This is a genomic window from Castellaniella sp., assembly GCF_036379515.1.
Lineage (GTDB): Bacteria > Pseudomonadota > Gammaproteobacteria > Burkholderiales > Burkholderiaceae_B > Castellaniella.
This window is the reverse complement of sequence record NZ_DASVGN010000022.1, coordinates 1-22,401: the sequence shown is the minus strand read 5'-3', so window position 1 is coordinate 22,401 and position 22,401 is coordinate 1. Positions and strand designations below refer to the sequence as shown.

The 22,401-nt window shown below is 62.9% G+C and carries 24 protein-coding genes; 10 read left to right on the top strand and 14 right to left on the bottom strand.

Annotation, left to right across the window (positions count from 1 at the left end; genetic code table 11):
- Nucleotides 1-17: 17 nt before the first annotated feature.
- Entirely contained in the window at nucleotides 18-857 is an 840-nt protein-coding gene (locus VF285_RS07330; RefSeq protein WP_346951966.1) for an ABC transporter ATP-binding protein, read from the top strand.
- 16 nt (nucleotides 858-873) lie between these two features.
- Nucleotides 874-2,145, top strand: a complete 1,272-nt coding sequence (locus tag VF285_RS07325; protein ID WP_346951965.1) for a phenylacetate--CoA ligase family protein — start codon at nucleotides 874-876, stop codon at nucleotides 2,143-2,145.
- A gap of 17 nt (nucleotides 2,146-2,162) precedes the next feature.
- On the opposite strand, the gene VF285_RS07320 is transcribed toward VF285_RS07325, so the two are convergent.
- Nucleotides 2,163-3,068, bottom strand: coding sequence for a hydroxymethylglutaryl-CoA lyase (locus tag VF285_RS07320; protein WP_346951964.1), 906 nt, complete (start codon nucleotides 3,066-3,068; stop codon nucleotides 2,163-2,165).
- 54 nt (nucleotides 3,069-3,122) lie between these two features.
- Entirely contained in the window at nucleotides 3,123-4,268 is a 1,146-nt protein-coding gene (gene dprA, locus VF285_RS07315) for a DNA-processing protein DprA (RefSeq protein ID WP_346951963.1), read from the bottom strand.
- A gap of 107 nt (nucleotides 4,269-4,375) precedes the next feature.
- Between dprA and def the strand changes: the two genes are divergently transcribed.
- Together def and fmt are read left to right on the top strand one after the other, a co-directional pair.
- A complete protein-coding gene (gene def / locus VF285_RS07310) occupies nucleotides 4,376-4,900 on the top strand; it encodes a peptide deformylase (RefSeq protein WP_346951962.1) in 525 nt (174 codons plus the stop codon).
- A complete protein-coding gene (gene fmt, locus VF285_RS07305) occupies nucleotides 4,900-5,856 on the top strand; it encodes a methionyl-tRNA formyltransferase (RefSeq protein ID WP_346951961.1) in 957 nt (318 codons plus the stop codon). The genes def and fmt overlap by 1 nt, the downstream gene beginning before the upstream one ends.
- On the opposite strand, the gene VF285_RS07300 is transcribed toward fmt, so the two are convergent.
- The 5 genes from VF285_RS07300 to VF285_RS07280 all read right to left on the bottom strand — a co-directional run bounded on the left by VF285_RS07300 (nucleotide 5,857) and on the right by VF285_RS07280 (nucleotide 11,829).
- Nucleotides 5,857-6,564: a response regulator gene (locus VF285_RS07300; RefSeq protein WP_346951960.1), complete on the bottom strand. Its 708-nt coding sequence runs from the start codon at nucleotides 6,562-6,564 to the stop codon at nucleotides 5,857-5,859.
- 88 nt (nucleotides 6,565-6,652) lie between these two features.
- Complete coding sequence (locus tag VF285_RS07295) at nucleotides 6,653-8,911, bottom strand: sensor histidine kinase (protein WP_346951977.1); 2,259 nt, start codon at nucleotides 8,909-8,911, stop codon at nucleotides 6,653-6,655.
- Nucleotides 8,911-9,516 carry a DUF4390 domain-containing protein gene (locus tag VF285_RS07290; RefSeq protein ID WP_414648090.1) on the bottom strand — a complete coding sequence of 202 codons (606 nt, stop codon included), beginning with the start codon at nucleotides 9,514-9,516 and terminating at the stop codon, nucleotides 8,911-8,913. The genes VF285_RS07295 and VF285_RS07290 overlap by 1 nt, the downstream gene beginning before the upstream one ends.
- 27 nt (nucleotides 9,517-9,543) lie before the next feature.
- Nucleotides 9,544-10,866, bottom strand: coding sequence for a 16S rRNA (cytosine(967)-C(5))-methyltransferase RsmB (gene rsmB, locus VF285_RS07285; RefSeq protein WP_346951958.1), 1,323 nt, complete (start codon nucleotides 10,864-10,866; stop codon nucleotides 9,544-9,546).
- Between the two features lie 3 nt (nucleotides 10,867-10,869).
- Nucleotides 10,870-11,829 carry a methyltransferase domain-containing protein gene (locus VF285_RS07280; protein ID WP_346951957.1) on the bottom strand — a complete coding sequence of 320 codons (960 nt, stop codon included), beginning with the start codon at nucleotides 11,827-11,829 and terminating at the stop codon, nucleotides 10,870-10,872.
- A 75-nt stretch (nucleotides 11,830-11,904) separates the two neighbouring features.
- Here VF285_RS07280 and VF285_RS07275 point away from each other — a divergent pair, with 75 nt between their 5' ends.
- Together VF285_RS07275 and VF285_RS07270 are read left to right on the top strand one after the other, a co-directional pair.
- A complete protein-coding gene (locus VF285_RS07275) occupies nucleotides 11,905-12,663 on the top strand; it encodes a ComF family protein (protein WP_346951956.1) in 759 nt (252 codons plus the stop codon).
- Between the two features lie 98 nt (nucleotides 12,664-12,761).
- Nucleotides 12,762-13,232, top strand: coding sequence for a tRNA (cytidine(34)-2'-O)-methyltransferase (locus tag VF285_RS07270; RefSeq protein WP_346951955.1), 471 nt, complete (start codon nucleotides 12,762-12,764; stop codon nucleotides 13,230-13,232).
- Between the two features lie 11 nt (nucleotides 13,233-13,243).
- On the opposite strand, the gene VF285_RS07265 is transcribed toward VF285_RS07270, so the two are convergent.
- The 4 genes from VF285_RS07265 to VF285_RS07250 are packed head-to-tail and all read right to left on the bottom strand — an operon-like array spanning nucleotide 13,244 to nucleotide 15,503.
- Nucleotides 13,244-14,275, bottom strand: coding sequence for an NAD(P)H-dependent glycerol-3-phosphate dehydrogenase (locus VF285_RS07265; RefSeq protein ID WP_346951954.1), 1,032 nt, complete (start codon nucleotides 14,273-14,275; stop codon nucleotides 13,244-13,246).
- 3 nt (nucleotides 14,276-14,278) lie between these two features.
- On the bottom strand, nucleotides 14,279-14,785 hold the full coding sequence (gene secB, locus VF285_RS07260) for a protein-export chaperone SecB (RefSeq protein ID WP_346951953.1): 507 nt from the start codon (nucleotides 14,783-14,785) through the stop codon (nucleotides 14,279-14,281).
- Between the two features lie 38 nt (nucleotides 14,786-14,823).
- Nucleotides 14,824-15,081: a glutaredoxin 3 gene (gene grxC, locus VF285_RS07255; RefSeq protein ID WP_346951952.1), complete on the bottom strand. Its 258-nt coding sequence runs from the start codon at nucleotides 15,079-15,081 to the stop codon at nucleotides 14,824-14,826.
- A gap of 11 nt (nucleotides 15,082-15,092) precedes the next feature.
- Nucleotides 15,093-15,503 carry a rhodanese-like domain-containing protein gene (locus tag VF285_RS07250; protein ID WP_346951951.1) on the bottom strand — a complete coding sequence of 137 codons (411 nt, stop codon included), beginning with the start codon at nucleotides 15,501-15,503 and terminating at the stop codon, nucleotides 15,093-15,095.
- Between the two features lie 89 nt (nucleotides 15,504-15,592).
- On the opposite strand from VF285_RS07250, the gene gpmA reads away from it, so the two are divergent.
- From gpmA to VF285_RS07230, 4 genes are all read left to right on the top strand, one after another.
- The gene (gene gpmA / locus VF285_RS07245) at nucleotides 15,593-16,345 is read left to right on the top strand and encodes a 2,3-diphosphoglycerate-dependent phosphoglycerate mutase (RefSeq protein ID WP_346951950.1); all 753 of its coding nucleotides are present in this window, start codon (nucleotides 15,593-15,595) and stop codon (nucleotides 16,343-16,345) included.
- A 2-nt stretch (nucleotides 16,346-16,347) separates the two neighbouring features.
- A complete protein-coding gene (locus tag VF285_RS07240; protein WP_346951949.1) occupies nucleotides 16,348-17,778 on the top strand; it encodes a murein hydrolase activator EnvC family protein in 1,431 nt (476 codons plus the stop codon).
- A 131-nt stretch (nucleotides 17,779-17,909) separates the two neighbouring features.
- On the top strand, nucleotides 17,910-19,397 hold the full coding sequence (locus VF285_RS07235; protein ID WP_346951948.1) for a S41 family peptidase: 1,488 nt from the start codon (nucleotides 17,910-17,912) through the stop codon (nucleotides 19,395-19,397).
- 8 nt (nucleotides 19,398-19,405) lie between these two features.
- Nucleotides 19,406-20,194 carry a molybdopterin-synthase adenylyltransferase MoeB gene (locus tag VF285_RS07230; protein ID WP_346951947.1) on the top strand — a complete coding sequence of 263 codons (789 nt, stop codon included), beginning with the start codon at nucleotides 19,406-19,408 and terminating at the stop codon, nucleotides 20,192-20,194.
- Here VF285_RS07230 and VF285_RS07225 read toward each other — a convergent pair.
- From VF285_RS07225 to VF285_RS07215, 3 genes are read right to left on the bottom strand one after another with little or no spacing between them, the layout of a single operon-like run.
- Complete coding sequence (locus VF285_RS07225; RefSeq protein WP_346951946.1) at nucleotides 20,124-20,873, bottom strand: pyrimidine 5'-nucleotidase; 750 nt, start codon at nucleotides 20,871-20,873, stop codon at nucleotides 20,124-20,126. The two genes, VF285_RS07230 and VF285_RS07225, sit on opposite strands and share 71 nt — an antisense overlap.
- Nucleotides 20,874-20,898: 25 nt before the next feature.
- Nucleotides 20,899-21,798, bottom strand: a complete 900-nt coding sequence (argB, locus tag VF285_RS07220) for an acetylglutamate kinase (RefSeq protein WP_346951945.1) — start codon at nucleotides 21,796-21,798, stop codon at nucleotides 20,899-20,901.
- Nucleotides 21,795-22,289 (bottom strand): TlpA disulfide reductase family protein, encoded by a 495-nt coding sequence (locus VF285_RS07215; protein WP_346951944.1) that lies wholly within the window; start codon nucleotides 22,287-22,289, stop codon nucleotides 21,795-21,797. Before VF285_RS07215 ends, argB begins: the two co-directional genes overlap by 4 nt.
- Between the last annotated feature and the right edge of the window lie 112 nt (nucleotides 22,290-22,401).

Below are 22,401 nucleotides of genomic sequence, written 5' to 3'. Positions count from 1 at the left end.
TCGTCTGGAGAGAAGTGATGAATGGCACATCGGTCGCAGCATCGGCCGCATCCCCCGGGACGCTGTTGGACGTGAACGGCATCGAGGTGATCTACAACCACGTCATCCTGGTGCTCAAGGGGGTGTCGTTGCGGGTTCAAGAAGGCGACATCGTCGCGCTGCTGGGCGCCAATGGGGCAGGCAAGACCACGACCCTGCGCGCGATTTCCAGTCTGCTCAGAGGACAGCGGGGAGAAGTCACCAAGGGAAGCATCGAATACCGGGGAGAACGCACCGAATCCTTCACGCCGGCCGATCTGGTGCAGCGCGGAGTGATCCAGGTCATGGAGGGGCGCCATTGTTTTGCGCACCTGACCATCGAAGAAAACCTGCTCACGGGCGCTTACACCCGAATCTTGTCGCGTGCGCAGCTTGAAGCGGCGCTGGACCGTGTCTATCAGTATTTCCCGCGTCTCAAACAGCGCCGCAAGAGCCAGGCAGGCTACACCTCGGGCGGTGAGCAGCAAATGGCAGCGATCGGCCGCGCCCTCATGGCGGACCCGCGCATGATTCTGCTCGATGAGCCCTCCATGGGGCTGGCGCCGCAGATCGTGGATGAAATCTTCCAGATCGTGCGCGACCTGAATCAGCGCGAAGGCGTAAGTTTCCTGCTTGCCGAACAGAACACCAATGTCGCGCTGCGCTATGCCGACTACGGCTACATCCTCGAAAGCGGGCGCGTGATGATGGATGGCGTTGCAGCAGATCTGGCGCAGAACGCAGACGTGAAGGAATTCTATCTCGGGGTCTCGGGCGCGGGACGCACGAGTTTTCGAGAGACCAAGTTTTATCGTCGGCGCAAGCGCTGGCTGGCTTGATCCTGAAGGGGGTGGCATGCAGGCTTATTTTGATGCACGAGAGACGCGCCCTGCTGCAGTGCGGGAGCGTGAATTGTTTGAACGCCTACCCGTCGTTCTGGCAGCGGCGTGCGAGCAGGCTGGAGCCATTGCTCGCCAATTGCGGGGCGTGGATATCGCAGAACTGACCTCGCGCGAGGCGTTGGCCTGCGTACCGGTCCTGCGCAAGACCGAGCTGCTGCAACTTCAGCATGCGGCCCGTATTGTGGCGTCCGCCGGGTCGGCACCGGCTGAACGCGAGCGGATCTTCGGAGGCTTTTCGACCGTGGGTTGGGGCGCAGCCCGGCGGGTATTTGCATCGCCTGGCCCCATCTACGAGCCCGAGAGCGCCCGCCCTGACTACTGGGGCTTTGCCCGCGCACTGTATGCGTCGGGAGTGCGTAGCGGCATGCTGGTCTACAACTGCTTTTCGTACCATTTCACCCCGGCGGGCTCCATGATGGAGACTGCGGCGCACGCGTTGGGTTGCACCGTGTTTCCCGGTGGCGTGGGGCAGACCGAGCAGCAGGTTCGTGCCATGGCCGATCTTGCCCCGCATTGCTACACGGGGACTCCCAGTTTTCTGCGCATCATCCTCGAACGCGCTGACGAAATGGGGGTGGGGCTGCCACTCCTGCGGCACGCCCTGTTTTCTGGCGAGGCTTATCCGCCTTCACTGCAGGCCTGGTTCCAGCAGCGTGGTATCGCCGGCTTCCAGGCGTATGGCAGCGCCGATCTCGGCATGGTGGCCTTTGAAACCGAGGCACGTGATGGTCTGGTCGTCAACGAGGACAAGATCGTCGAGATTGTTCGCCCGGGGACCAATCAGCCGGTTCCTGACGGTGATGTCGGCGAAGTCGTCGTGACCACCTTCAATCCCGATTATCCGTTGCTGCGTTTCGGCACCGGAGATCTGTCAGCCTTCATGCCGGGCCAATCGCCTTGCGGGCGCACGAATATACGCATTCGGGGCTGGCTGGGGCGCGCCGATCAGACCACCAAGGTGCGAGGCATGTTCGTCCATCCTGAACAGTTGGCGCGGGTATTGACGCGTCATCCTGAGATCCTCCGGGCACGGCTGGTCGTGTCGGGCGAGGCAGGCCACGACGTCATGACATTGCGAGTCGAGTCGGACGCTCAGGTGGATGTGGCGGCTCTGGCCGATACGGTACGCGAGCAGACCAAACTGCGCGCTGCCATCGAAATCCTGCCATCAGGGGCACTGCCTAACGATGGCAAGGTCATCGACGACGTACGCCGCTACGAATGAAGGACGACTCGTAGCATTCAGTTCTGTTGCTTCAGGGCCAGGGCGCGGCCGGCACGGCTGGACGTTGGGCGGCCGATGCGCTCCGAAATCCACTGGCCGATGTCTACCACGGCGTCGAGGTTGACGCCGGTCTCCAGGCCCTGTCCGTTGAGCAGGTACAGCACGTCTTCGGTAGCCACGTTGCCGGTTGCGCCTTTGGCGTAGGGGCAACCCCCCAGGCCGGCGACCGAACTATGGAAAATGCGCACGCCGCATTCCAGTGCGGCCAGGATATTGGCAAGCGCCTGACCATAGGTATCGTGGAAGTGCCCCGACACCTGCGTCGACAGATCAGCCACCCGGCCCACGGCCTGCAGCACACGCTTGACCTTGGCTGCAGTGCCAACTCCGATGGTGTCAGCCACGTCTATTTCGTCGCATCCCAGTGCGAGGAGGCGTTCGGCCACGTCCACAACGGCCGAAGGAGGGGTTTCACCCTGGTAAGGGCAGCCCAACGAGCAGCTGATGCTGCCCCGAAGGCGCAGCCCGGCCTGTTTGGCAGCAGCCGCGACCGGGCGGAAGCGTTCGATGGATTCGGCGATGGAACAATTGATGTTGCGCTGCGAGAAAGCCTCGCTGGCTGCACCGAAGATCACGACTTCGTCGGCGTGGGCGGCCAGGGCAGCCTCGAACCCTCGCATGTTGGGCACCAGCACCGAGTAGATCGTGCCGGGTCGCCGGGTAATGGCCGTCATGACGTCACTGCCGTCGGCCATTTGGGGCACCCATTTTGGCGATACGAAGGCAGCGGCTTCGACATTGGAAAACCCCGCGCTTGCCAGCCGATTGACCAGTTCGACCTTGACAGCCGTGTCCACGAACGCTTTTTCATTTTGCAGGCCGTCGCGCGGTCCGACTTCGACGATTTTGATGTGTTCAGACATAGTTTGGATCTGCGGGGTCGATTGAGAGAACCATCATAGCGCAGGGGGGTGGCCTCAGACTGTCCGTGCGTAGCGCCCGTCGGCCTGATGATCCAGCATCCCCGCAAGTTCGAGAAGCGTGAGCCGTTGCAGCAGGGTGCTCGTGTCCCAGTGGGTGCAGGCTTGCAGGGTGTCCAGCCCCGCAGGCTCGTGACCCAGCGCGCTCAGCAGTGCGGCGAAGTCTTCTGCCGTGATGCCGTCGGGAGGTGCGATGGGCTTGGGTTCTGGCGTCTGCGTGCTGGAACGGACCCCGGGGAGTGCGCCCTGTTGCAGTTCTTCGAGGATATCCTGGCCTGATTCCACCAACTTTGCACCCTGCCGAATGAGGGCATGGCATCCATGCGATAACGGGGAGTGGATGGAACCCGGGATGGCAAAGACTTCGCGGCCCAGCTCACCCGCGAGACGGGCCGTGATGAGAGATCCGCTGCGGCGTGCCGCTTCGACCACCAGGACTCCAGCACTCAGTGAAGCCACCAGCCGGTTGCGTCTGGGGAAGTTGAAGGGCAGCCCTGGCGTGCCCAGCGGGAATTCGGAAATCAGCAGACCTTGTTCGGCGATGCGGTGAGCCAGGTCGCGGTTGGCAGGGGGGTAGACTCGATCAATGCCAGTCCCGAGAACGGCCAGGGTCCCACCCGCCTCGGGGCCCGCTCGCAGGGCCCCTTGATGGGCTGCGGTGTCGATGCCGCTAGCCAGGCCGCTGACGATGCACCATCCGCGTTCGGCCAGGTATTGGGCGAAGTCCCGCGCGTTTTCCATACCGACGCGTGTGGCGCTGCGGGCCCCCACCATGGCGAGTGCGGGATGCTGCAGGATGCCCGGATTGCCGTGCACGAACAGGATGGGCGGAGGGTCCGACAGATCGAGCAGCGCCTTGGGGTAGTCGGGGTCGGCCAAGGTCAGCAAGCTGCGTCTGGGGCTTTCGAGCCATTTCAGCGTCTGAGTGATGCGCGCCTGTTGTTCGGCATCCGGTGCCTGCGCCAGGCGAGCAGCCAGCGTGGGTTCCAGGTAGTGCGCCAGGCTGCCCGTGGAGGCGGCACAGATGTCTTGAGGCATCCCAAAGACGGACAGCAGCCGCCGCAGGTGTTCAGCCTTGATCTGAGGTTCCAGGCCCAGGCGAATCCAGGCCTGCAGTTCGGGGGAGTCTATCGTGAGCGCCATGCTGCCAGTGTGCCACGAGTGCAGGGGCCTGGAGGGGCACTGCGACACAATCAGCCAAGACGACTTGTTTTATCATAGAGCTTTGAAGATTTTAGTTAGGCTTTATCATGGCTTTGCTTCCCATTCTCAAATATCCGGATGCACGGCTGCACAAGGTCGCGGCTCCTGTTAAACAGGTCGACGACCGCATTCGGCAGCTGGTTCGTGACATGGCTCAGACCATGTACGAAGCTCCCGGCGTGGGCCTGGCCGCCACGCAGGTCGATGTGCACGAGCGTGTCGTGGTCATTGACGTCTCCGAAGAAGCCAACGACCTGCACGTGCTGATCAATCCCGAAATCACCTGGAAGAGCGAAGAGCGCCAGGTCTATGAAGAAGGGTGTCTGTCGGTTCCGGGCATTTACGACGAGGTCGAACGGGCGGCGCGCATTCATGTTCGTGCCCTGAACGAGCGCGGCGAGGCCTACGAGTTCGATGCCGACGGCTTGCTGGCAGTGTGCGTGCAGCACGAGCTCGATCATCTGCTGGGCAAGGTTTTCGTCGAATACCTGTCCGTCCTGAAGCAGAATCGTATTCGCACGCGGCTGCGCAAGCAGCAGCGCGAGGCGCAGCGCGAAACGGCGGGCGTGTAGTGGCGCGTCTGGTTTTTGCCGGGACACCTGATTTTGCAGCCCAGGCGCTGCAAGAGATTCTGGCGGCCGGACATCAAGTCTTGGCCGTGTTCACACAGCCCGATCGACGATCGGGCCGAGGCATGAAGCTCGTGCCTTCGGCGGTCAAACAGGTGGCCGCTGATCATGGCATTGCGGTTTGCCAGCCGCGCAGCCTCCGGTTGGACGGCAAGTATCCCGAAGAGGCACAGGCTGCACGTGTCGTGTTGCAGGATCTGGCGCCGGAATTGATGGTGGTGGCTGCTTATGGCCTGATCCTGCCTCAGTGGGTGCTTGATCTCCCTGCACACGGGTGCCTGAACATTCATGCGAGTCTCTTGCCGCGCTGGCGGGGCGCAGCGCCCATTCAGCGGGCCATCGAAGCAGGGGATACGGCCAGCGGTGTCACCATCATGCAGATGGACGCCGGGCTGGATACTGGCGCCATGGTGCGACGCGTGGAGTATCCGATCGCGAGCGACGAGACTGGAGCGAGCCTCTATGAGGCCTTGGCTCAGTTGGGGGGGCAAGCCATCGTGCGCGTCCTTGAGCAGCTCGATACGGAGGGACATCTGGTTTCCCGGCCGCAGCCTGCAGCAGGCGTGAGTTATGCTGCCAAGCTGTTAAAGACAGAGGCCCCTCTGGATTTTTCGTTGCCTGCGTCTGTGCTGGAGCGGCGTATTCGCGCGTTCGATCCGTTTCCAGGGAGTACGCTGATGCTCCCTGGGATTGATGACCCGGTCAAGGTCTGGGCCGCGCAGGCGCTGCCAGACGAAGCGGGTGTACCGCACCATGCGCCCGGAACCGTTGCGCAGGTAGACGCCAAGGGGATCGACGTGTCGACTGTCGAAGGGGTGCTGCGGATTTTGGTGTTGCAGCGGTCTGGCGGCAAGCGTCAGCCGGTGGATGTCTTTGTTCAGGGTTGGAACGGCGTCTGATCAGCTGATGGCCTTCTTGCGCGAGGTTTCGATGCCCAGTTGCTTCAGTTTGCGATACAGGTGCGTGCGTTCAAGGCCCGTGCGCTCAGAAACCCGCGTCATGCTGTGGTTTTCGCGGTCCAGATGGTATTCAAAATAGATGCGCTCGAAGGCGTCGCGCGCTTCGCGTAGCGGTTGGTTCAGTGAGATGCTGCCCAGGTGCGAGGCATCCGCCGGTGCAGTGCCAACAGCAGGGGGGGACGGGGAAACCGCTTGAGCCGCGCCCATGGGCACAGGAAGATGGGTAGAGAGGGACTCTGTGGTAAGCGGCCGTTCTGTACGGCTGCGCATCGATGCCGGGATCACCGCACGAGCAAGCCCCGCCGCAACGGATTTCAGCAGCTTTTGTAGCGTGATGGGTTTTTCGAGGAAATCGACCGCGCCGATGCGGGTGGCTTCGACGGCAGTATCGACCGTGGCGTGGCCGCTCATCATGATCACGGGCATGTTCAGAAGCCCTTGGCTCGACCATTCTTTGAGCAAGGTGACGCCGTCGATGTCGGGCATCCAGATGTCGAGCAGCACCAGATCGGGCCGCTGCCGCAACCGGTATTCCCGCGCCTGAGTTGCATTTTCTGCCAGCTCGACCGTGTGGCCTTCGTCGTAGAGAATCTCGGACAGCAGTTCGCGGATGCCTATTTCGTCGTCGACCACGAGAATTCTGGCCATATCACCTCACACCTATCTAATGTCCGTATTATCCAGTGCTTACGGGCCCCCGTCCAGCCGCCACCGGCGGCGGCAGCAGCAGGCTCGCTCAGAGATTCCTGAACAGGATGGAAATGCGGGCACCTCCGTCGGCCCGGTTGGAAATATCGACCTGAGCGCCATGCTCCTCAATGATTTTCTTCACGATGGCCAACCCCAGCCCCGTGCCCGTCGCTTTGGTGGTGACGTAGGGTTCGAACACGCGGGGCAGCACTTCCGGAGCAAAGCCTGAACCATTGTCCGAGACGCTCAAGCGCACGCTGGCGTGGTCGGGCTCGGCGTCGGGCCGGATGAGTCGCGTCTGGACGCGGACTTCTGCGTCTCCTGCAGGGTGCTGCTGGCAGGCAGCGTCGCGCGCGTTGGCGAGCAGATTGTGGATCACCTGGCGCAGCTGCGCAGGGTCACCCTGGATGGACGGAAGATCGGGGGCAAGCTGGGCGCTGAAATGCGCGCCATTGGTGGAGGTGCTGCTTTCGCCGGGCTCCCAGCCGTAAAGGCTCAGGACCTCCGTGAGCAGGGCGTTGAGATCAATGGCCTGCATTTGTGCAGGGGGTGTGCGGGCGTATTCCCGGAAGTCGTCGACCATGCGTTTGAGTGAAGCCACCTGGTTGACGATGGTGTTCGTGGCTCGGCTCAACATCGCTGCGTCTGCAGGCTGCAGCTTGTCGGCCAGCTTCATCGCCAGGCGTTCAGCGGAAAGCTGGATGGGGGTGAGCGGGTTCTTGATTTCGTGCGCCAGGCGCCGTGCGACCTCGCCCCAGGCGACGGTCCGGTTGGCAGAGATGACCTCGGAAATATCGTCGAACACCACCAGGTGTCCTTCTGATTGGCCGTTGGTGAGCAGGTGCGTGCCGCGGGCGAGCAACGTGATGACGTGTTGCTGGGTGTCGTTGTCCAGTGCTTCGTGCCGCTCGACCTCGAATTGCTGCTGCCAGTAGGGACGTGTCGATTCGACCGCATCGTAGGCTGCGAAGGCTTGACGGATCATTTGTGCCAACAGGAGCGCGCCGTCGGCAGTTTCCAGAGGACGTCCCTGAATGGTGCGCAAGTCCACGTGCAGAATGTTCTGCGCTCCCTGGTTGAAGAGCGTGAGGTGAAATGACTTGTCAAAGACCAGCACGCCTGAGGACAGGTTGCTCAGGACGGATTCCAGGTAGAGGTTGCTTTGCTCGAGCTGGCGCCGGTGGCGATCGACGAGCTGGCGCGCCTCTTCGAGTTGCCGCGTCATGGCGTTGAATGAACGCGTGAGCTGCCCCACCTCGTCGCGGTGCGCCGATTCGGGCAAGGGGCGGTAATCACCGCCGCCCACGGCCTGGGTTCCCGACGCCAGGGTGAGCAAGGGGTGCACCAGGCGGCGGGAGACGGCCAGCGCGACGACCACCGCAGCGAAGACGGCCAGGATAAGAGCCAGAGTCAGCGTAATACCGTAGAGTTTACGCAGCCCCAGCCGCGAGAGCGCCAGTTCCTGGTAGTCTCGAAACCCTTGCTGGACCTGGTTGGCGTTGCGCGCAATGCGTTCTGGAACCGCGCGGATGACCTGCAGCCAACGCGAATCCCCGTTCATGCCCAGCGCAGCGTTGCCCAGCCGGTCGCCCTGTGTTCCCAGCGGGATGATCACCCGCAGATGCAGTCCGTCGCTGGTGGGGCCTTCGCCGGTGGCATCGGCTTCGGCTTTGGAATAGCCCTGCGCCACCCGCAACTGATTCATGACGCTGGTGGGTGGAAGGTCGGGCAGGAGTTTTCCGAAGGATGAGGAAGAAAATGCGACCAGGCGGCCATTGCTGGTGAAGACCATGGCTTCGTCCACCTGATTGGCCTCTCGCAGAGGCGTGATGCGCAAGGCGATTTCGGCTTCGCTGGCATTGTTCAGGCTCAGCGCCATGCTGTGGGCGCGGTTGTTGAGCTCGGCCAGCTGGGTGTCCAGGGCTGCACGGCCAAGATTCAAGCCTGCTTCCAGGGCGCTGTTGACGCGCACGTTGAACCACGACTCGATCGATCGCGACATGAATTGCACCGACAGCACGTAGATGAGCACTCCGGGGAGAATGCCGATCAACGTGAAATATAGTGCAAAGCGTGCCGTGAGCCGCGCGCCGAACTGGCGTCGCCGGATCTGCCGCAGCAGCCGGACGGTCAGGATGGTGACCCAGGAGATCAGCGCAACGGCCAGGACGCCGTTGAGTATCAGCAGCGAATCATATTGCTGTGCGTAGCGTGAGGCGTTGCCGGTAGACCAGACCAGCAGCGCGAGCAATGCCATGGCGCTGATGGCAGCGACCAGCAAGGCCAGGCGCAGGGCCCAGCGTATCAGTCGTGGTGCGTTGCGGCGGAGATTGAAAAATCGAAGTCTTTCCATGGGGTGGTCAGCGACCAGGTATTGCTGTTGAGTGCATCGACCTGAAAGGGCCGGGCCAGCCGAGAAGTGTCCAGGCGCAGCCGCAACTGACCCTGATAGCGGATGCCCTGGGCGAAGAGGTTGGTGGGTGCAATGGGCCAACCTCGAATGTGCCGGACCAGATCGAGCGCTTCATCCAGCGAGGTAGCTGGGATGGAGAGGTCACCCGTGCCGATGCGCCACTGCTGCGTCAGGGCATTGTATTGGATACGCCAGGTTTGATCGGTGGAGACGATGGTTTCGTCGAACCACCACCAGCGGGGGCGAACGATGCGCAGATCTGCGGTGAAGTACAGGGGAACCCCTTTTTCCGCCGCGTTGCGCAGCTCGGACTTCAGGGTGAAAGCAATGTCGGCGTCCAGAAGCAGTTGCCCATCGTGCAGGATGGGGTCGATGCGCGTGACCTGTGCCGGCTGCTCGGCATACACCACAGGCGACGACAACAGGCACAGGCAGCAGAGCGCGAGGGCAGACAGGATACGGTACATGCAGTGCGACTCGGAAATGCCGCTCATGATGTGAACGGTAAATCTATTGTTGACGACTCAGCTTGTCTTGGCAAACAAGGCATAGAAAAAACCGTCTCCGTCGCTCGGATTCCCCGGCAAAATGTGTCCTGGCGCCGACAGATGCCGAGCGTCGGGATGACGTTCCAGAAATGCGCGGGCCTGGTCTTCGCCTTCCTGTGGAAAGATCGAGCAGGTTGCGTATAGCAAGTGCCCACCCGGGATCAACGTAGGCCAGAGTGCGTCGATGATCCGAGTTTGCAGGGCGGCGGTTCTGCTCAGATCGTCGGGACGCCTCAGCCAGCGGATGTCGGGGTGGCGCCGGACGATGCCGGACGCGGTGCAGGGGACGTCGGCCAGGATGGCGTCGTAGGGTTGTCCGTCCCACCAGGCGGGTACGTCTGCCGCATCTGCGCATTTCAAGGTGACATCCGGCGACTGTAGCCCGAGCCTTTGCAAGGTGTCGTAGACCCGTGCCAGTCGGCTGGTATCGCTGTCCAATGCGGTGAGGTACAAGGAGTGCCGCTCGAGCAGGTGCGCCGTTTTGCCCCCTGGCGCCGCACAGGCATCCAGAACCCGCTGGCCGTCAGCCAAGGGCAGCAACGGTGCGGCGCATTGTGCCGAGGCATCCTGGACGGACCACCAGCCCTGTTCGTAGCCGGGGATAGTGCGCACTGGTTGAGGCGAGTCGAGCCTCAGGCCGTCGTCACCCACCGCGTGGCAGGAAATGCCGGCCAGTTGCAGGCGTTGTGCCAGATCCTCGCGTGTCAGGGCGCGCGTGTTGACGCGCAACATCATGGGCGGTGGTTGCTGCGCGGCCTGCAGAATGCGCATCCAGTCGTCGGGCCAGGCGCGTTGCAGCGTGGCTATCCACCATGTCGGGTGATTCCATCGCGCCTCTGGTTGCTCGACGAGGCGAGGCCTCAGCGTGGCGTACTCGCGCCCGTAGCGGCGCAGCACTGCGTTGATCAGGCCCTTGGCCGAACGGCTGCGACGATGGGCGTGGGCCGCCTCGACCAGCTGGTGGACCAGCGTATGGCTTGGGTAGACGGGTGTGCCGTGTGCCAGCGGCTCGGCCTGCGCATGCTGCAGGCTGGCATCCAGCAGGCAGAGGCCCAGCAGGATGAGTGCGCGGACCAGCGGTTCCGCCGGTTGTCGCGGGATGAGTACGGCGGCCGCCGCACGTGCAAGCCCCAGATGGCGCATGGCATGAAATGACAAGGCCTGTGCCCCTGGCCTGAGGCTGGAAGGTGCGTGTTCCAGCGCCTCCGACAGGGATTGCCCGGAGAGCACGGCACTGACGGCTTGCGCGGCTGCCAGCAGTTGGGCAGACAGCGCAGGGGCCTGCGTGGAGTCTGGCATGGGTCAGTGCTCGTCGGGCTCCGCCTTGCGGGGTACCACGCGAGGAGGGGGTTTGCCGGCTTCCAGGGGCGTGGCGCGTTTGAAGACGGCGACCGGCAGATCGCCGAACACGCCCTTGCGCACGGGTACCCGCCACGCGTGGCCATAGGCCACTTCGAGGCTCATGTGAATCGTGCCGTCCGCATGGCGCCGATGCTCCAGCGCCTGGACCAGCCGCTGCCGCCAGTGGCGACCCACCAGCCCGCGGTGCCGCTCGCTGTGTGGATTTCCCCCCAATGCATAGACGTCGTGCAGGAGCTTGTCCACCGAGTTGTAGGTCAGTGTGATGATTTCCTGATCCATGACGGGGTCCGCAAACCCCACTTGTATCATCAGGTCGCCGAAGTCGTGCATGTCCACGAACTCCATCGCGTGCGTTTCCATGCCTGCATCGACCAGGGCTTCGCGCAGCTCTTTGAAGGTGCCGGGGCCGAAGCTGGAATACATGGCCAGCGCATCGTTGCGCAGGATGCGCCGCCATTCTTGCAGCACCAGGTGGGGTTCGGGATGCCAGTGCAGAGCAAGGTTGGACCAGACGAGGTCCAGGCTTTGATCCGGCAGGCCGGTTTCAGCGAGGTCGGCTTGCAGGAACGTGGGCGCGGGGGTCGGCTTGTTGCGCAGTTTGTTCCAGAAACTGGGGCGTGTGGCGTAGCGTTCACGGGCCACCTGGAGCAGCGCCTCGCAGGCGTCCAACCCGATGTAGTTCAGGTTGGGATAGCGCGCCCGCAAGGGGTCCAGTGCGTGGGCTGCACCGCAGCCGGCGTCGAGGATGTCGTGCGGTTGAAAGCGGACGTAGGCGAGCCGCCCCAGCATGCGCTGCGCGATCTCGCCGAACAAAAATTGCGGAGCATCGAGCGGCGCCCGCCGTGCGAATTGTCTGGTGACAGCCTGCGGGTCGATCGGCAGGCGTGGAAGTTGTGACATAAGTGACCAGGGACAAGCCCGTCGGCTCATCCCGCGTGGTGTGATGGATGTCCCGTGAGGCAATGAGGTGACATTATGCTGGATCTGCGCGCGTGGCGCGAATGGCGTCGTTGGGTTCCCGCCGATTGTCCCGGGTGTGGCGTGCGCACGTCCGGCCAGTCCTTGTGTCCGGTTTGCCGGGCGATGTTGCCGTCGGCCATGGGTCGTGCGTGTTGCCCCCGGTGTGCGCATCCTTGGCACGAAGGGCGCTGTCCGGACTGCCTGCGGCGTGTACCGGCCTTCGATCATGTCGTGGCGGCTTTTGCGTATTCCGGCCTTGGAGAGCATCTGATCAAGGATTACAAATTTGCCGGGCGTCTGTCTTTGGCGCATCTGCTGGCGATGCACCTTGTCGAGGCGGTGCGGGGGACTGCCGAGGCCTGTGCGGCGCCGATTGACTGGGTGGTGCCCGTGCCCGCTCATGAGGCCTCGCTACGGCAGCGAGGGTTCAGCCCGCCAGCCGAGGTCGCTCGCATTCTTGCCCGCCGTTTGCGCCTGCGTTATCGGTTGGATCTGCTGCATCGGGTGCGGGATGGTCCCCGGCAAGTGACGCTGGGGCAGAACGCCCGCCTCCAGGCTCCGGAAGGTGTCTTTGCCTGCGAGCAGGTGCGGGGTAGGCCCCGTGATCTGACCGGGCAGCGCGTCGTGGTGGTCGATGACGTCCTGACCACCGGATCCACACTGCATGCAGTGGCGCAGGTGCTGAAGGCTGCGGGGGCTGCGCATGTGCACGGCTGGGTGCTGGCCAGGGCGGCTGCCGATGGCAACCGGCGATCTCCGGACCCATGGAGATGACGAGTGGATGGGGGCAGGGTCGTGCCGTGTGAGGCAGAGTGCGACACCTATGGCCCTACAATGGGCGCGCCCGGCTGCCGGGGATTTTGAAAAACGCCATGTTTCACGTCGTTCTTGTCGAGCCTGAGATTCCGCCCAACACAGGCAATATCATTCGTTTGTGTGCGAATACCGGAGTATTCCTGCACCTGGTCCGACCCTTGGGGTTTCCCCTGGACGATGCAAAGATGCGCCGTGCGGGCCTGGATTACCACGAGTGGGTCACCCTGAAGGTGCACGATTCGCTGGATGCAGCGCTGGCCGCCACTGGCGCAGACCCCGCGCGGCAGTTTGCCATCGAGACGCAGGGGTCGCACTTGATTGGTACTCAGGTGTTTCAGCGGGGTGACGTCCTGGTGTTTGGTCGTGAGACCGCCGGCTTGTCACCTGAGCAGCTTGAGCGCTTTCCGGTGGAGCAGCGTGTCCGTCTTCCCATGCAGCCCCGGCAGCGCAGTCTGAATCTGTCCAATGCGGTGGCCGTCACCGTGTTCGAGGCCTGGCGCCAATTGGGGTACGTGGGTGGCGTTTGACGCCGCCGTATTCATTCGGCTCGGGGTTCGCGTGCGAGCAGCGCCGCTACTGCCGTGCGCGGTGCCATATTCTGGAACAGGACGGCGCAGACGGCCTGCGTGATGGGAAGATCTACCTGATGCGCACGACCCAGCGCCAAGGCGGCGCGGGCGCAGCGCACGCCTTCGGCGGTCATGCCGCTGGCAAGAATGTCATCCAGGGATTGCCCCCGCGCAATGGCAAGCCCCACCTGACGGTTGCGGGACAGGTCCCCTGTGGCAGTGAGGACCAGATCGCCCAGGCCCGTCAGGCCCGTGAACGTATCGGCGTGCCCGCCCAGAGCGACACCCAGCCGCTGGATTTCTGCCAGACCGCGCGTGATCAGCGCTGCCCGTGCATTGGTGCCCAAGGCCAGCCCGTCGCTGATGCCACAGGCGATGGCCATCACGTTCTTGAGTGCCCCCCCCACCTCGACTCCCATGACGTCGCTCGTGGTATAGATGCGGGCTTGTGTGCCGTGGTAGGCCGCTTGTGCGACCCGTCCCGTGGAGGGCTGCGTACCCGCGACCGTCAGGGCGACCGGCAGCCCCCGGGCGACCTCACGTGCAAAAGAAGGGCCCGAGAGTGCACCCCAGTGCAGCCAGTCGCGGTGGGGCAAGGCCTGTTCGACGATCTGGTGCGGCCATTGTTGCGTATCGGCGCTGATTCCCTTGCAGGTCCAGAGAACGTGCAGTTCAGGGGCCTGAGGCGGAAGCAACGCAGTAATCTGCCCACACAGATCTGCCAGACCCGACATGGGGACACCCAGCAGTATCAGTCTGCGTTCATCCGTCGGGCCTTCCAGGACGTGGCGCAACGCCGCATCGAGTTCGTGCGTGCTGGTGAGCGCAGGAGGGAGCGCGACGTCTGGCAGGTAGCGCGGATTGCGGTGTGTTTGTGCAATGGCTTGGCTGAGCCCTGCATCGCGGGCCCAGAGCACAGTGCGGGCCCGCTGGCAGCCCAGGGCTGCCAGCGCCGTTCCCCAGCTCCCCGCTCCGAGGACAGCAAGGCGCACCGAGGGCATGGATTAGCTGCGCGCGCCAGGGGGCAGGATGAGGCCCGAGTCGTCGCCGGCCGGTGCCTGGCCTGCCTGTTGTGCCTGCCGCTGCTCATACAGCGCCTGGAAGTTCATTTCGCTCAGGTGCAGAGGCGGCAGTGATGTACGCGTGATGGCGTCGGCCACGTTGGCGCGCAGGTAGGGGTAGAGCATGGTGGGGCATACGATGCCCAGCAGGGGGTCCAGCTGTTCGGCAGGAATGTTGCTGGCTTCGAAGATACCCGCCTGGCTGAGTTCGACCAGGTAGAGGACCTTGTCGTCGATGCGCGTCGTGATGGTGGCCGTGACCACCGACTCGTACACGTTTTCGGCCAGCTGTTCGCCACCCACCTGGATCGAGACTTCGACCGTGGGGCCTTTTTGCTCCAGGAAGATGCCAGGTGCGTTGGGGAGTTCGACGGACAGATCCTTGATGTAGGCGCGCTGCAGACCGAAGCTGGGGGCGTTTTCGCTCGAGGTTTCGTTTTCTTCTGACATGAAAGATTCCGGGGGGAAGGGTTGGGGAAAAGGATGGCTCAGGCTTGCAGCAGGGGCACCAGGCCGCCTGCGTGGTCCAGCGCCGAAAGATCGTCGAAACCACCGATGTGGCGTTCGTCGATGTAGATCTGCGGGACTGTTCGTCGGTGCGTGCGTTCCATCATGACGGCGCGCTGCGAAGGATCACGGTCCACGTAAATTTTGTGAATGTCGGTAACGCCGCGCTGCTTGAGCAGCATTTCGGCGCGGATGCAGTACGGGCACACAGAGGTGCAGTACATCGTGATTTGTGCCATGCAGATCTCGTTCAGGATTTTTTGACGGGCATGCCGCCTTCCGCCCAGGCGGCCAGACCGCCCTCCAGGCAGGATACGCGTTCGAAGCCCTGCTTGCGCAGGGTGGCCGCCACTTTGGCGCTTTGGCGGCCACGAGCGTCGACCAGCACGATGGGCTTGTCTTTGGGCAGGTTGCCCACGTGCGCATCCAGCGTGTCTTCAGGGACGTTTCGGGCTTGCGGGATGCTTCCGGCCTTGAATTGTTCGGCCGGACGCACGTCCACGAACAGGCCGTTTTCACGGTTCACGAGCTGGATGGCTTCGGCCAGACTGACGTGTGCTCCCGAGCGTGCGCGGCTGAGGCTGGGCCACGCGAGCATCACGCCCGAGACCACGGCGATCAGGATGATCCAGAGGTTGTTCAGGTTGAGTAAGAAATCCACGTGGGTTCCTGTAAAAGCGGTACAAAAAATGATTGGGCGCAGGGATTATAAAATGGACGGCAATTTTGGACTTTTCGGGCTCGCCCATCATGCACAAACTGGTACTCATGCGCCATGGCGAGAGCCAATGGAATCTCGAAAATCGCTTCACGGGCTGGACGGACGTTGACCTGACCGACACCGGGCGCGAACAGGCGCGGCAGGCCGGCCTGCTGTTGCGCGACCAGGGCTATGCGTTCGATCTGGCGTTCTCCTCGGTGCTCAAGCGGGCGATCCGCACTCTCTGGATCGCATTGGACTCCATGGATGCGATGCACACACCCATTGGCCTGAGCTGGCGCCTGAACGAGCGCCACTACGGTGCGCTGCAGGGCCTGAACAAGGCGGAAACTGCCGCGAAATATGGCGAGGCTCAGGTGCTGCAATGGCGGCGTGCCTATGCGATTGCGCCCGAGCCGCTGGCGCTGGATGATCCGCGCCATCCGCACTTTGACGCGCGCTACAGTCGGGTACCAGCCGATCAGTTGCCAGCCACCGAATGTCTGCGCGATACGGTGGCGCGTGTCGTGCCTTTCTGGAACGATTCGATTGCCCCTGCGATTCGTTCGGGGCGGAGAGTGCTGGTGTCGGCGCATGGCAACAGCTTGCGGGCACTCATCAAACACCTGGATGGCATTTCGGATGAGGACATCGTGGGGCTGAACATTCCCACGGGGCAGCCTTTGGTCTACGAACTGGACGATACGTTGCACCCTCTGCGGCATTATTTCCTGGGCGATCCGGCACAGATTCGGGCAGCCCAGCAGGCGGTGGCGAACCAGGGCAAGGCGGCCCAGTCCTGATCATGCGAGTTCTGAGCCTGGGGCTGGTTCTCTGCCTGGCGTCGACTCTGGCCCAGGCGGCGCCCTCGCTGCAGGCGCGTCAGGCGCAGGCGCAGCAAGACCGCAGCACGTTGCGTAGCCAGATCGATGCCTTGCAAAAGCGTATCGAATCCACGGAATCCGACAAGGCGGATGCCACGGCTGCGCTGCAGGCTTCAGAACAGTCTATTTCTGACATTACGCGCCGTCTGGCCGATCTTCAGCAACGCCATCGGCTGCTCGAAGACAGTCTGAAACAGTTGCGGTCGGCCGAAGATCAGCAATCCGCAGATTTGAAGCGCCAGCAGACGGCGTTGGCCGATCAGCTGCGGGCGCAGTATGCCAGCGGACTGTCTCCTTGGACGGCCTTGCTGTCCGGACGCGATCCACAGGCGATTGGTCGTGAGCTCGAGTACCTCCAGTATGTGGCGCGGGCGCGGACTGAGGCGCTGAACGATCTTCATGCCACGCTGACCAAGCTCGGTGCGCTGCGCCAGCAGACCGAAACCCAGCAGAAAGAGCTGGATTCCTTGGTGGCGGATCGCGAGAAGGAAAAGAAGGACTTGCAGGCCCAGCAGGAAAAGCACCGCGAGGTGCTGGCCCAGGTTCAATCGCGCCTGAAGGGCGAACACCAGCAGGCCCAAGGGCTGAAGGCGCGTGATGCACGTCTGGGAACCCTGATTCAGGGGCTGGATGTCGAGATTGCCAAGGCTGAGGCGCGGCGCCAGGCCGCGCTCAAGGCCGAGGCCGAACGGCGTGCGCGCGAGCAAGCGGAGCAGGCCAAGCGGGCGCAACAAGAGCGGGCTCGCGCTGCTCAGCAGGCTCGCGAAATTCGTGAACAGGCCGAGCGGGCACGTCGGGCCGAAGAGGCCGGTGCAGCGAAGGCGCCGCCGTCGGAAACGGCGCCCTCCAAGGTCTCGCCCCCGCCCCCGCCCCCGCCCGCGCCTCAGGCGCCTGCCGCGCCCGAGACCGCTCAAGAAGCCCCGGCGCCTCGTACACCGCAGCGTGCCGTGCCGGCCGGTGGGTTTGCAGGGCTGACCAAGGGCTTGCCGCGTCCAGTGGCGGGCCAGGTGCAGGGGCGTTTTGGCACGCAACGTCCAGAAGGCGGCGTCTGGCGTGGCATTGTGCTCAGAGCAGCGGCCGGTACGCCCGTACGGGCGGTGGCGGCCGGGCGGGTTGTCTACGCGCACTGGCTGAGCGGGTTTGGCAATTTGATCATCATCGATCATGGCCATCAGTACCTCAGTATTTATGGATACAACCAGGCCGTGCTCAAGCAGGTGGGCGATGTGGTAGCCCAAGGAGACGTGATCGCTCGCGTCGGGGCCACGGGGGGGCAGGTCGAGCCCGGGCTGTATTTTGAGTTGAGGCATCAGGGGGCCCCCATCAACCCCGAAGTGTGGCTCAGACCTTGATGTTCAGCATGAAACTTGGGTGTCGGCCTTAAGTTATGGCGACAATTTCGTTACTATGTACCGTGGTTGCGCATGCGGGCAGGGCCCGCGTGCATGACGGCTATCATTGGCGTAAGGCTTAGGGAATGGGCATGGGCACCCGAAACAATCGTTCGTGGATCTGGATTTTGGTGGGCTTTCTGGGGGGCATCCTGGTCAGTCTGGGGATCTCGGCAGCAGCCCAAAAGAGCGAGCCACTGCCGCTCAAGGCGCTGCAGCAGTTCGCAAACGTGTACGGGGCCATCAAGTCCAGTTACGTCGAACCCATGTCCGACAAGGTCTTGATCGGCGATGCGATCAAGGGGCTTTTCACCGATCTTGATCCGCACTCGCAGTACCTGGATGAAGAAGCCTACAAGCAGATGCAGGACATTACCCGCGGTGGCTTCGGCGGTCTGGGCATCGAGATCGGCACGCAAGATGGCATGCCCAAGGTCATCGCGCCCATCGAAGATACTCCAGCTGCGCGCGCCGGCATTCTCACGGGCGACGTCATCACCCAGATCAACGGCGAGCCCACCAAGGGCATGACCCTGAACGACGCGGTCAAGAAAATGCGAGGTGAACCGGGTACGGCCATCACGCTCACCGTGGAACGCGCTGGCAGCCCCAAGCCGCTGAAGTTCCGCATCGTGCGCGAGATGATCAAGACCAAGAGCGTGCGGGGCAAGATGCTGGCCAACCATATCGGGTACGTGCGCATCAGCCAGTTCCAGGACCGTACCACGGCCGATCTGGTCAGCATGCTGGCATCCTTCTCCAAGAAAGGCACACCCAAAGGCCTGATCCTCGATTTGCGCAATGATCCGGGTGGCCTGCTCGATGGTGCCATTGGCGTGGTGTCGGCTTTCATCGATCCTGGCAAGCTGGTGGTATCCACCAAGGGGCGCATCCCTTCGTCCAACGAAGAGTTCTACGCCCGGCCGCTGGATCGCAGCCACGACCAGGAAATCAAGGCTGCCTTGCCGTCCTGGACGCGCACGGTACCCATGGTGGTGCTGGTCAACGTGGGCTCGGCTTCAGCTTCTGAAATCGTGGCGGGGGCGCTGCAGGATTACAAGCGTGCCCAGATTGTCGGCAATCGCACGTTTGGCAAAGGTTCCGTGCAGTCCGTGCTGCAACTGAGCAAAGACACCGGCATCAAACTGACAACGGCGCGCTACTACACGCCCAGTGGGCGCTCCATCCAGAACACCGGGGTCGAGCCTGATCATGTGGTGGACGATAGCGCTGCAGGCAATCTGTTCCACATGGAGCGTGAGGTCGACCTGCAGCATCATCTGGCCAACCAGGCGGCGAGCAAGGCTGCTGAAGACGACACTGAAGGCGATTTCGTCAAAGGCCCGATCAAGATGTTCGAGTTCGGGGGTGCCGACGACTGGCAGTTGCAGCAGGGCGAAAACGCTTTGCTGGGGCGGCCCGTCCTGAAGTCCGATCCGGCGCTGGCGCAGCAAGAAAAGGCGGCAGCAGCCGCGAAGACCGCAGAGCCCACTCAGGCTGAAAAAAAAACCCTGAATCAAGAAATTAAAAACGCCGAGCACTACCGGGTGACCCCGCACGGCGTCATCCGGGTGCAATGACGGCGGCCATGCAGCCGCTCGATGATGCGCGCCTCATGCGCTATGCCCGGCACATCCTGCTGGATGAGCTGGGCATCGAAGGCCAGGAGAAGTTGCTGGCCGCCAGCGTTCTCATCGTGGGGGCTGGGGGCTTGGGCTCTCCCGTGGCGCTTTATCTTGCGGCGGCGGGAGTGGGGCATATCGTGCTCGTCGATGACGACGTCGTCGAACTCGGCAATCTACAGCGTCAAATCCTGCATACCACGGCCACCTTGGGGCGTCCCAAGGCGCAATCGGGGCTCGAGGCCATCCGTGCGCTCAACCCCGATGTCCAGGTTGAAGCTCAAGTAGAGCGTCTGGACGATACGCGGCTGCTCGAGCTCGTGGGGCGAGTCGACCTGGTCATGGACTGCACTGACAACTTTGCCACGCGCCATGCGATCAATCGCGCCTGTGTGGCAAAGAGCCGGCCTCTGGTATCCGGTGCTGCGATCCGTTTCTCGGGGCAAGTGAGTGTCTACGACTTCCGCCAGCCCGAGTCTCCGTGCTATCACTGCCTGTTTCCCGAATCCGAGTCAGCCCGTGAGTTGCGCTGCGCTACCACCGGAGTGCTGGGGCCGCTGCTGGGAATGGTGGGAAGCGTTCAGGCGGCCGAAGCCATCAAGCTGATCGTGGGCATGGGAGAGCCGTTGGTGGGGCGCCTGTTGTCGGTCGATGCCCTGCAGATGCAGTGGCATACGGTTCGATTCAAGCGCGATCCGGCATGCCTGGTGTGTGGCCATCGGCCGCACGCGCCAGTAGCGTGCTCAGGCGGTTGACGCGTTCATCCACATACAGGTCACGCCCGTACTGGTGGTGAGTGAACGGTGTTCCGGGGTGGTACAGGTAGACGGTGCGTATGCCGGCCTGCCGAGCGGGCTTGAGGTTGCGCAAGGTGTCTTCGACCAGAATGATGCGGTGTGCCGGGACGTTCAGGCGCGCCACGATCTGCCGCATGAGCGCCAGTGACGGCTTGGGCCGTGCCAGACCCATGGGCATCATGTGGTCGATGGCCCAGAGACCATCGAATTCCTGCAGAATGCCCAGCGCGTCCAGAACCCGGCGGGCATAGTGTGCCGGGGCGTTCGTGAGCACAATGCGGGTACCGGGGAGGCGCCGCAGCCGTGCCAGTTGCCCTTTTTCGGCGTGGACCAGCGGGCGCACGTCGAAATCATGGCAGGTCGAGAGGAACTGATGCAGGTTCACTCCGTGGTGGCGAACGAGGCCGATGGCCGTCGCCCCATAGCGCTTCCAGTAGCGACGCCGCAGCACGTCGGCTTCGTCGCGGGGTAAGTTCAGCGCCTGGGCAACTGCCTGACCCATGCGCTGGTCAATGATCTTGAAGATCTGCTGCGACGCGTCGTGCAGGGTGTTGTCGAGATCGAACAGCCAGATGGGCGCATCTGGCGCCTTTCTGCACGTGTGCCGCAGGACGCTGGGGGCGCGTAGCGGTGTCATGGCAGCAGGGCTCGGTGGCGGTCCACTAGTGCGCGCTGATCAGGGTGCCTACACCGCGATCGGTCAGGATTTCGAGCAGCAGACAGTGGGGGACTCGGCCGTCGATGATGTGCACGGAATTGACGCCTGCTCGCGCAGCGTCCAGCGCCGATGAAATCTTGGGCAGCATGCCACCCGATAGTGTTCCATCCTGAAAGAGCGTGTCGATTGTTTGCGCAGACAGGTTGCGCAGCAACTGGCCGGATTTGTCGAGCACGCCTGGTGTGTTGGTGAGCATGACCAGTTTTTCGGCGCCCAGCACCTCGGCCATCTTGCCAGCGACCACGTCGGCGTTGATGTTGTAGGCCTGGCCGTCTTCACCGTAACCAATCGACGAAATGATGGGGATGAATTGATCGTCCTGCAGTGCTTTCACGACGGCGGGTTCGATGCGCTCGATGTCGCCCACGAAGCCGATATCGAGTGTCTGGCCGGGATGATCGGGATCGGGCATGAGCCGCTTGTGAGCCTGGATGAGGCAACCGTCTTTGCCGGTGAGGCCCACGGCCTTGCCGCCCGCCTCGTTGATCATCATGACGATGTCTTGTTGCACCTGCCCGCCCAGCACCCATTCGACGACTTCCATGGTTTCGGCGTCGGTGACGCGCATGCCCTGGATGAAAGTGCCTTCCTTGCCGATGCGCTTGAGTGCGCTGTTGATCTGTGGGCCGCCGCCGTGAACGACCACGGGGTTCAGGCCCACCAGCTTGAGCAACACCACATCGTGCGCAAAACTGCGCTGAAGGTGTTCGTCGGTCATGGCGTTGCCGCCGTACTTGATGACGACGGTCTTGCCGTGAAAGCGCCGGATGTAGGGAAGTGCTTCTGAGAGAACTTCGGCCTTGATGGCTGCGGGCTGCGTCGATGAATCCGGCGTAGCGCTCATGAGGCCAGTGCCTTTTCGACGGTCGTCATGAAAGACTTTTCGTCGTAGTTGCCCAGGTAGCGCTTGATGATGTTGCCATGCTTGTCGATCAGGAAGGCCGTGGGCGTGAGCTGGATGTCACCGAAGGCCTTGGCGATCTTGCCCTGTGCATCAATGACGACAGGGAAGGGCAGCTTGCGCGTTTCGCTGTAGTTCTTGACGTAGTTGGGAGGGTCATAGTTCATGGCCACGGCAATGGTGTCAAAGCCTTTGGCTTTGAGTTCATCGTAGTGTCGGATGGTTTCGGGCATCTGCGCGACACAGGTCGTGCAGCTGGTCGCCCAGAACTTGACGAGCACGACTTTGCCTTTGAGGTCGGCCGTAGTGACCGTGTGGCCTTGGAGGTCGGTGAATGCGACCTCAGGCGCTGCTTGAGCAGCACCCTGGAATTGCCAGAAAGCGACACCGCCGAGGGCAACGACGGCCGCCAGGCTGATAACGAGCTTTTTCATCAGTGCACAGGCATGGTTTGAGCGCCACCACTGGGTGCGGCTGCCGGTGCAGGCGCAGAAGGAGCAGCGGTGCCCTTGGAACTGGAATCCGTGACGGGTGCAGGCGTACCGG

What these genes read in the sequence shown, in the direction of transcription:
- VF285_RS07215 (WP_346951944.1), bottom strand. Translation starts at nt 22,289, where the DNA reads ATGAAAAAGCTCGTTATCAGCCTGGCGGCCGTCGTTGCCCTCGGCGGT.
- VF285_RS07230 (WP_346951947.1), top strand. Translation starts at nt 19,406, where the DNA reads ATGCAGCCGCTCGATGATGCGCGCCTCATGCGCTATGCCCGGCACATC.
- VF285_RS07275 (WP_346951956.1), top strand. Translation starts at nt 11,905, where the DNA reads ATGCTGGATCTGCGCGCGTGGCGCGAATGGCGTCGTTGGGTTCCCGCC.
- rsmB (WP_346951958.1), bottom strand. Translation starts at nt 10,866, where the DNA reads ATGCCAGACTCCACGCAGGCCCCTGCGCTGTCTGCCCAACTGCTGGCA.
- VF285_RS07235 (WP_346951948.1), top strand. Translation starts at nt 17,910, where the DNA reads ATGGGCACCCGAAACAATCGTTCGTGGATCTGGATTTTGGTGGGCTTT.
- dprA (WP_346951963.1), bottom strand. Translation starts at nt 4,268, where the DNA reads ATGGCGCTCACGATAGACTCCCCCGAACTGCAGGCCTGGATTCGCCTG.
- grxC (WP_346951952.1), bottom strand. Translation starts at nt 15,081, where the DNA reads ATGGCACAAATCACGATGTACTGCACCTCTGTGTGCCCGTACTGCATC.
- VF285_RS07270 (WP_346951955.1), top strand. Translation starts at nt 12,762, where the DNA reads ATGTTTCACGTCGTTCTTGTCGAGCCTGAGATTCCGCCCAACACAGGC.
- VF285_RS07325 (WP_346951965.1), top strand. Translation starts at nt 874, where the DNA reads ATGCAGGCTTATTTTGATGCACGAGAGACGCGCCCTGCTGCAGTGCGG.
- VF285_RS07300 (WP_346951960.1), bottom strand. Translation starts at nt 6,564, where the DNA reads ATGGCCAGAATTCTCGTGGTCGACGACGAAATAGGCATCCGCGAACTG.
- VF285_RS07240 (WP_346951949.1), top strand. Translation starts at nt 16,348, where the DNA reads ATGCGAGTTCTGAGCCTGGGGCTGGTTCTCTGCCTGGCGTCGACTCTG.
- VF285_RS07320 (WP_346951964.1), bottom strand. Translation starts at nt 3,068, where the DNA reads ATGTCTGAACACATCAAAATCGTCGAAGTCGGACCGCGCGACGGCCTG.
- VF285_RS07280 (WP_346951957.1), bottom strand. Translation starts at nt 11,829, where the DNA reads ATGTCACAACTTCCACGCCTGCCGATCGACCCGCAGGCTGTCACCAGA.
- VF285_RS07265 (WP_346951954.1), bottom strand. Translation starts at nt 14,275, where the DNA reads ATGCCCTCGGTGCGCCTTGCTGTCCTCGGAGCGGGGAGCTGGGGAACG.
- argB (WP_346951945.1), bottom strand. Translation starts at nt 21,798, where the DNA reads ATGAGCGCTACGCCGGATTCATCGACGCAGCCCGCAGCCATCAAGGCC.
- secB (WP_346951953.1), bottom strand. Translation starts at nt 14,785, where the DNA reads ATGTCAGAAGAAAACGAAACCTCGAGCGAAAACGCCCCCAGCTTCGGT.
- VF285_RS07330 (WP_346951966.1), top strand. Translation starts at nt 18, where the DNA reads ATGAATGGCACATCGGTCGCAGCATCGGCCGCATCCCCCGGGACGCTG.
- VF285_RS07225 (WP_346951946.1), bottom strand. Translation starts at nt 20,873, where the DNA reads ATGACACCGCTACGCGCCCCCAGCGTCCTGCGGCACACGTGCAGAAAG.
- def (WP_346951962.1), top strand. Translation starts at nt 4,376, where the DNA reads ATGGCTTTGCTTCCCATTCTCAAATATCCGGATGCACGGCTGCACAAG.
- gpmA (WP_346951950.1), top strand. Translation starts at nt 15,593, where the DNA reads ATGCACAAACTGGTACTCATGCGCCATGGCGAGAGCCAATGGAATCTC.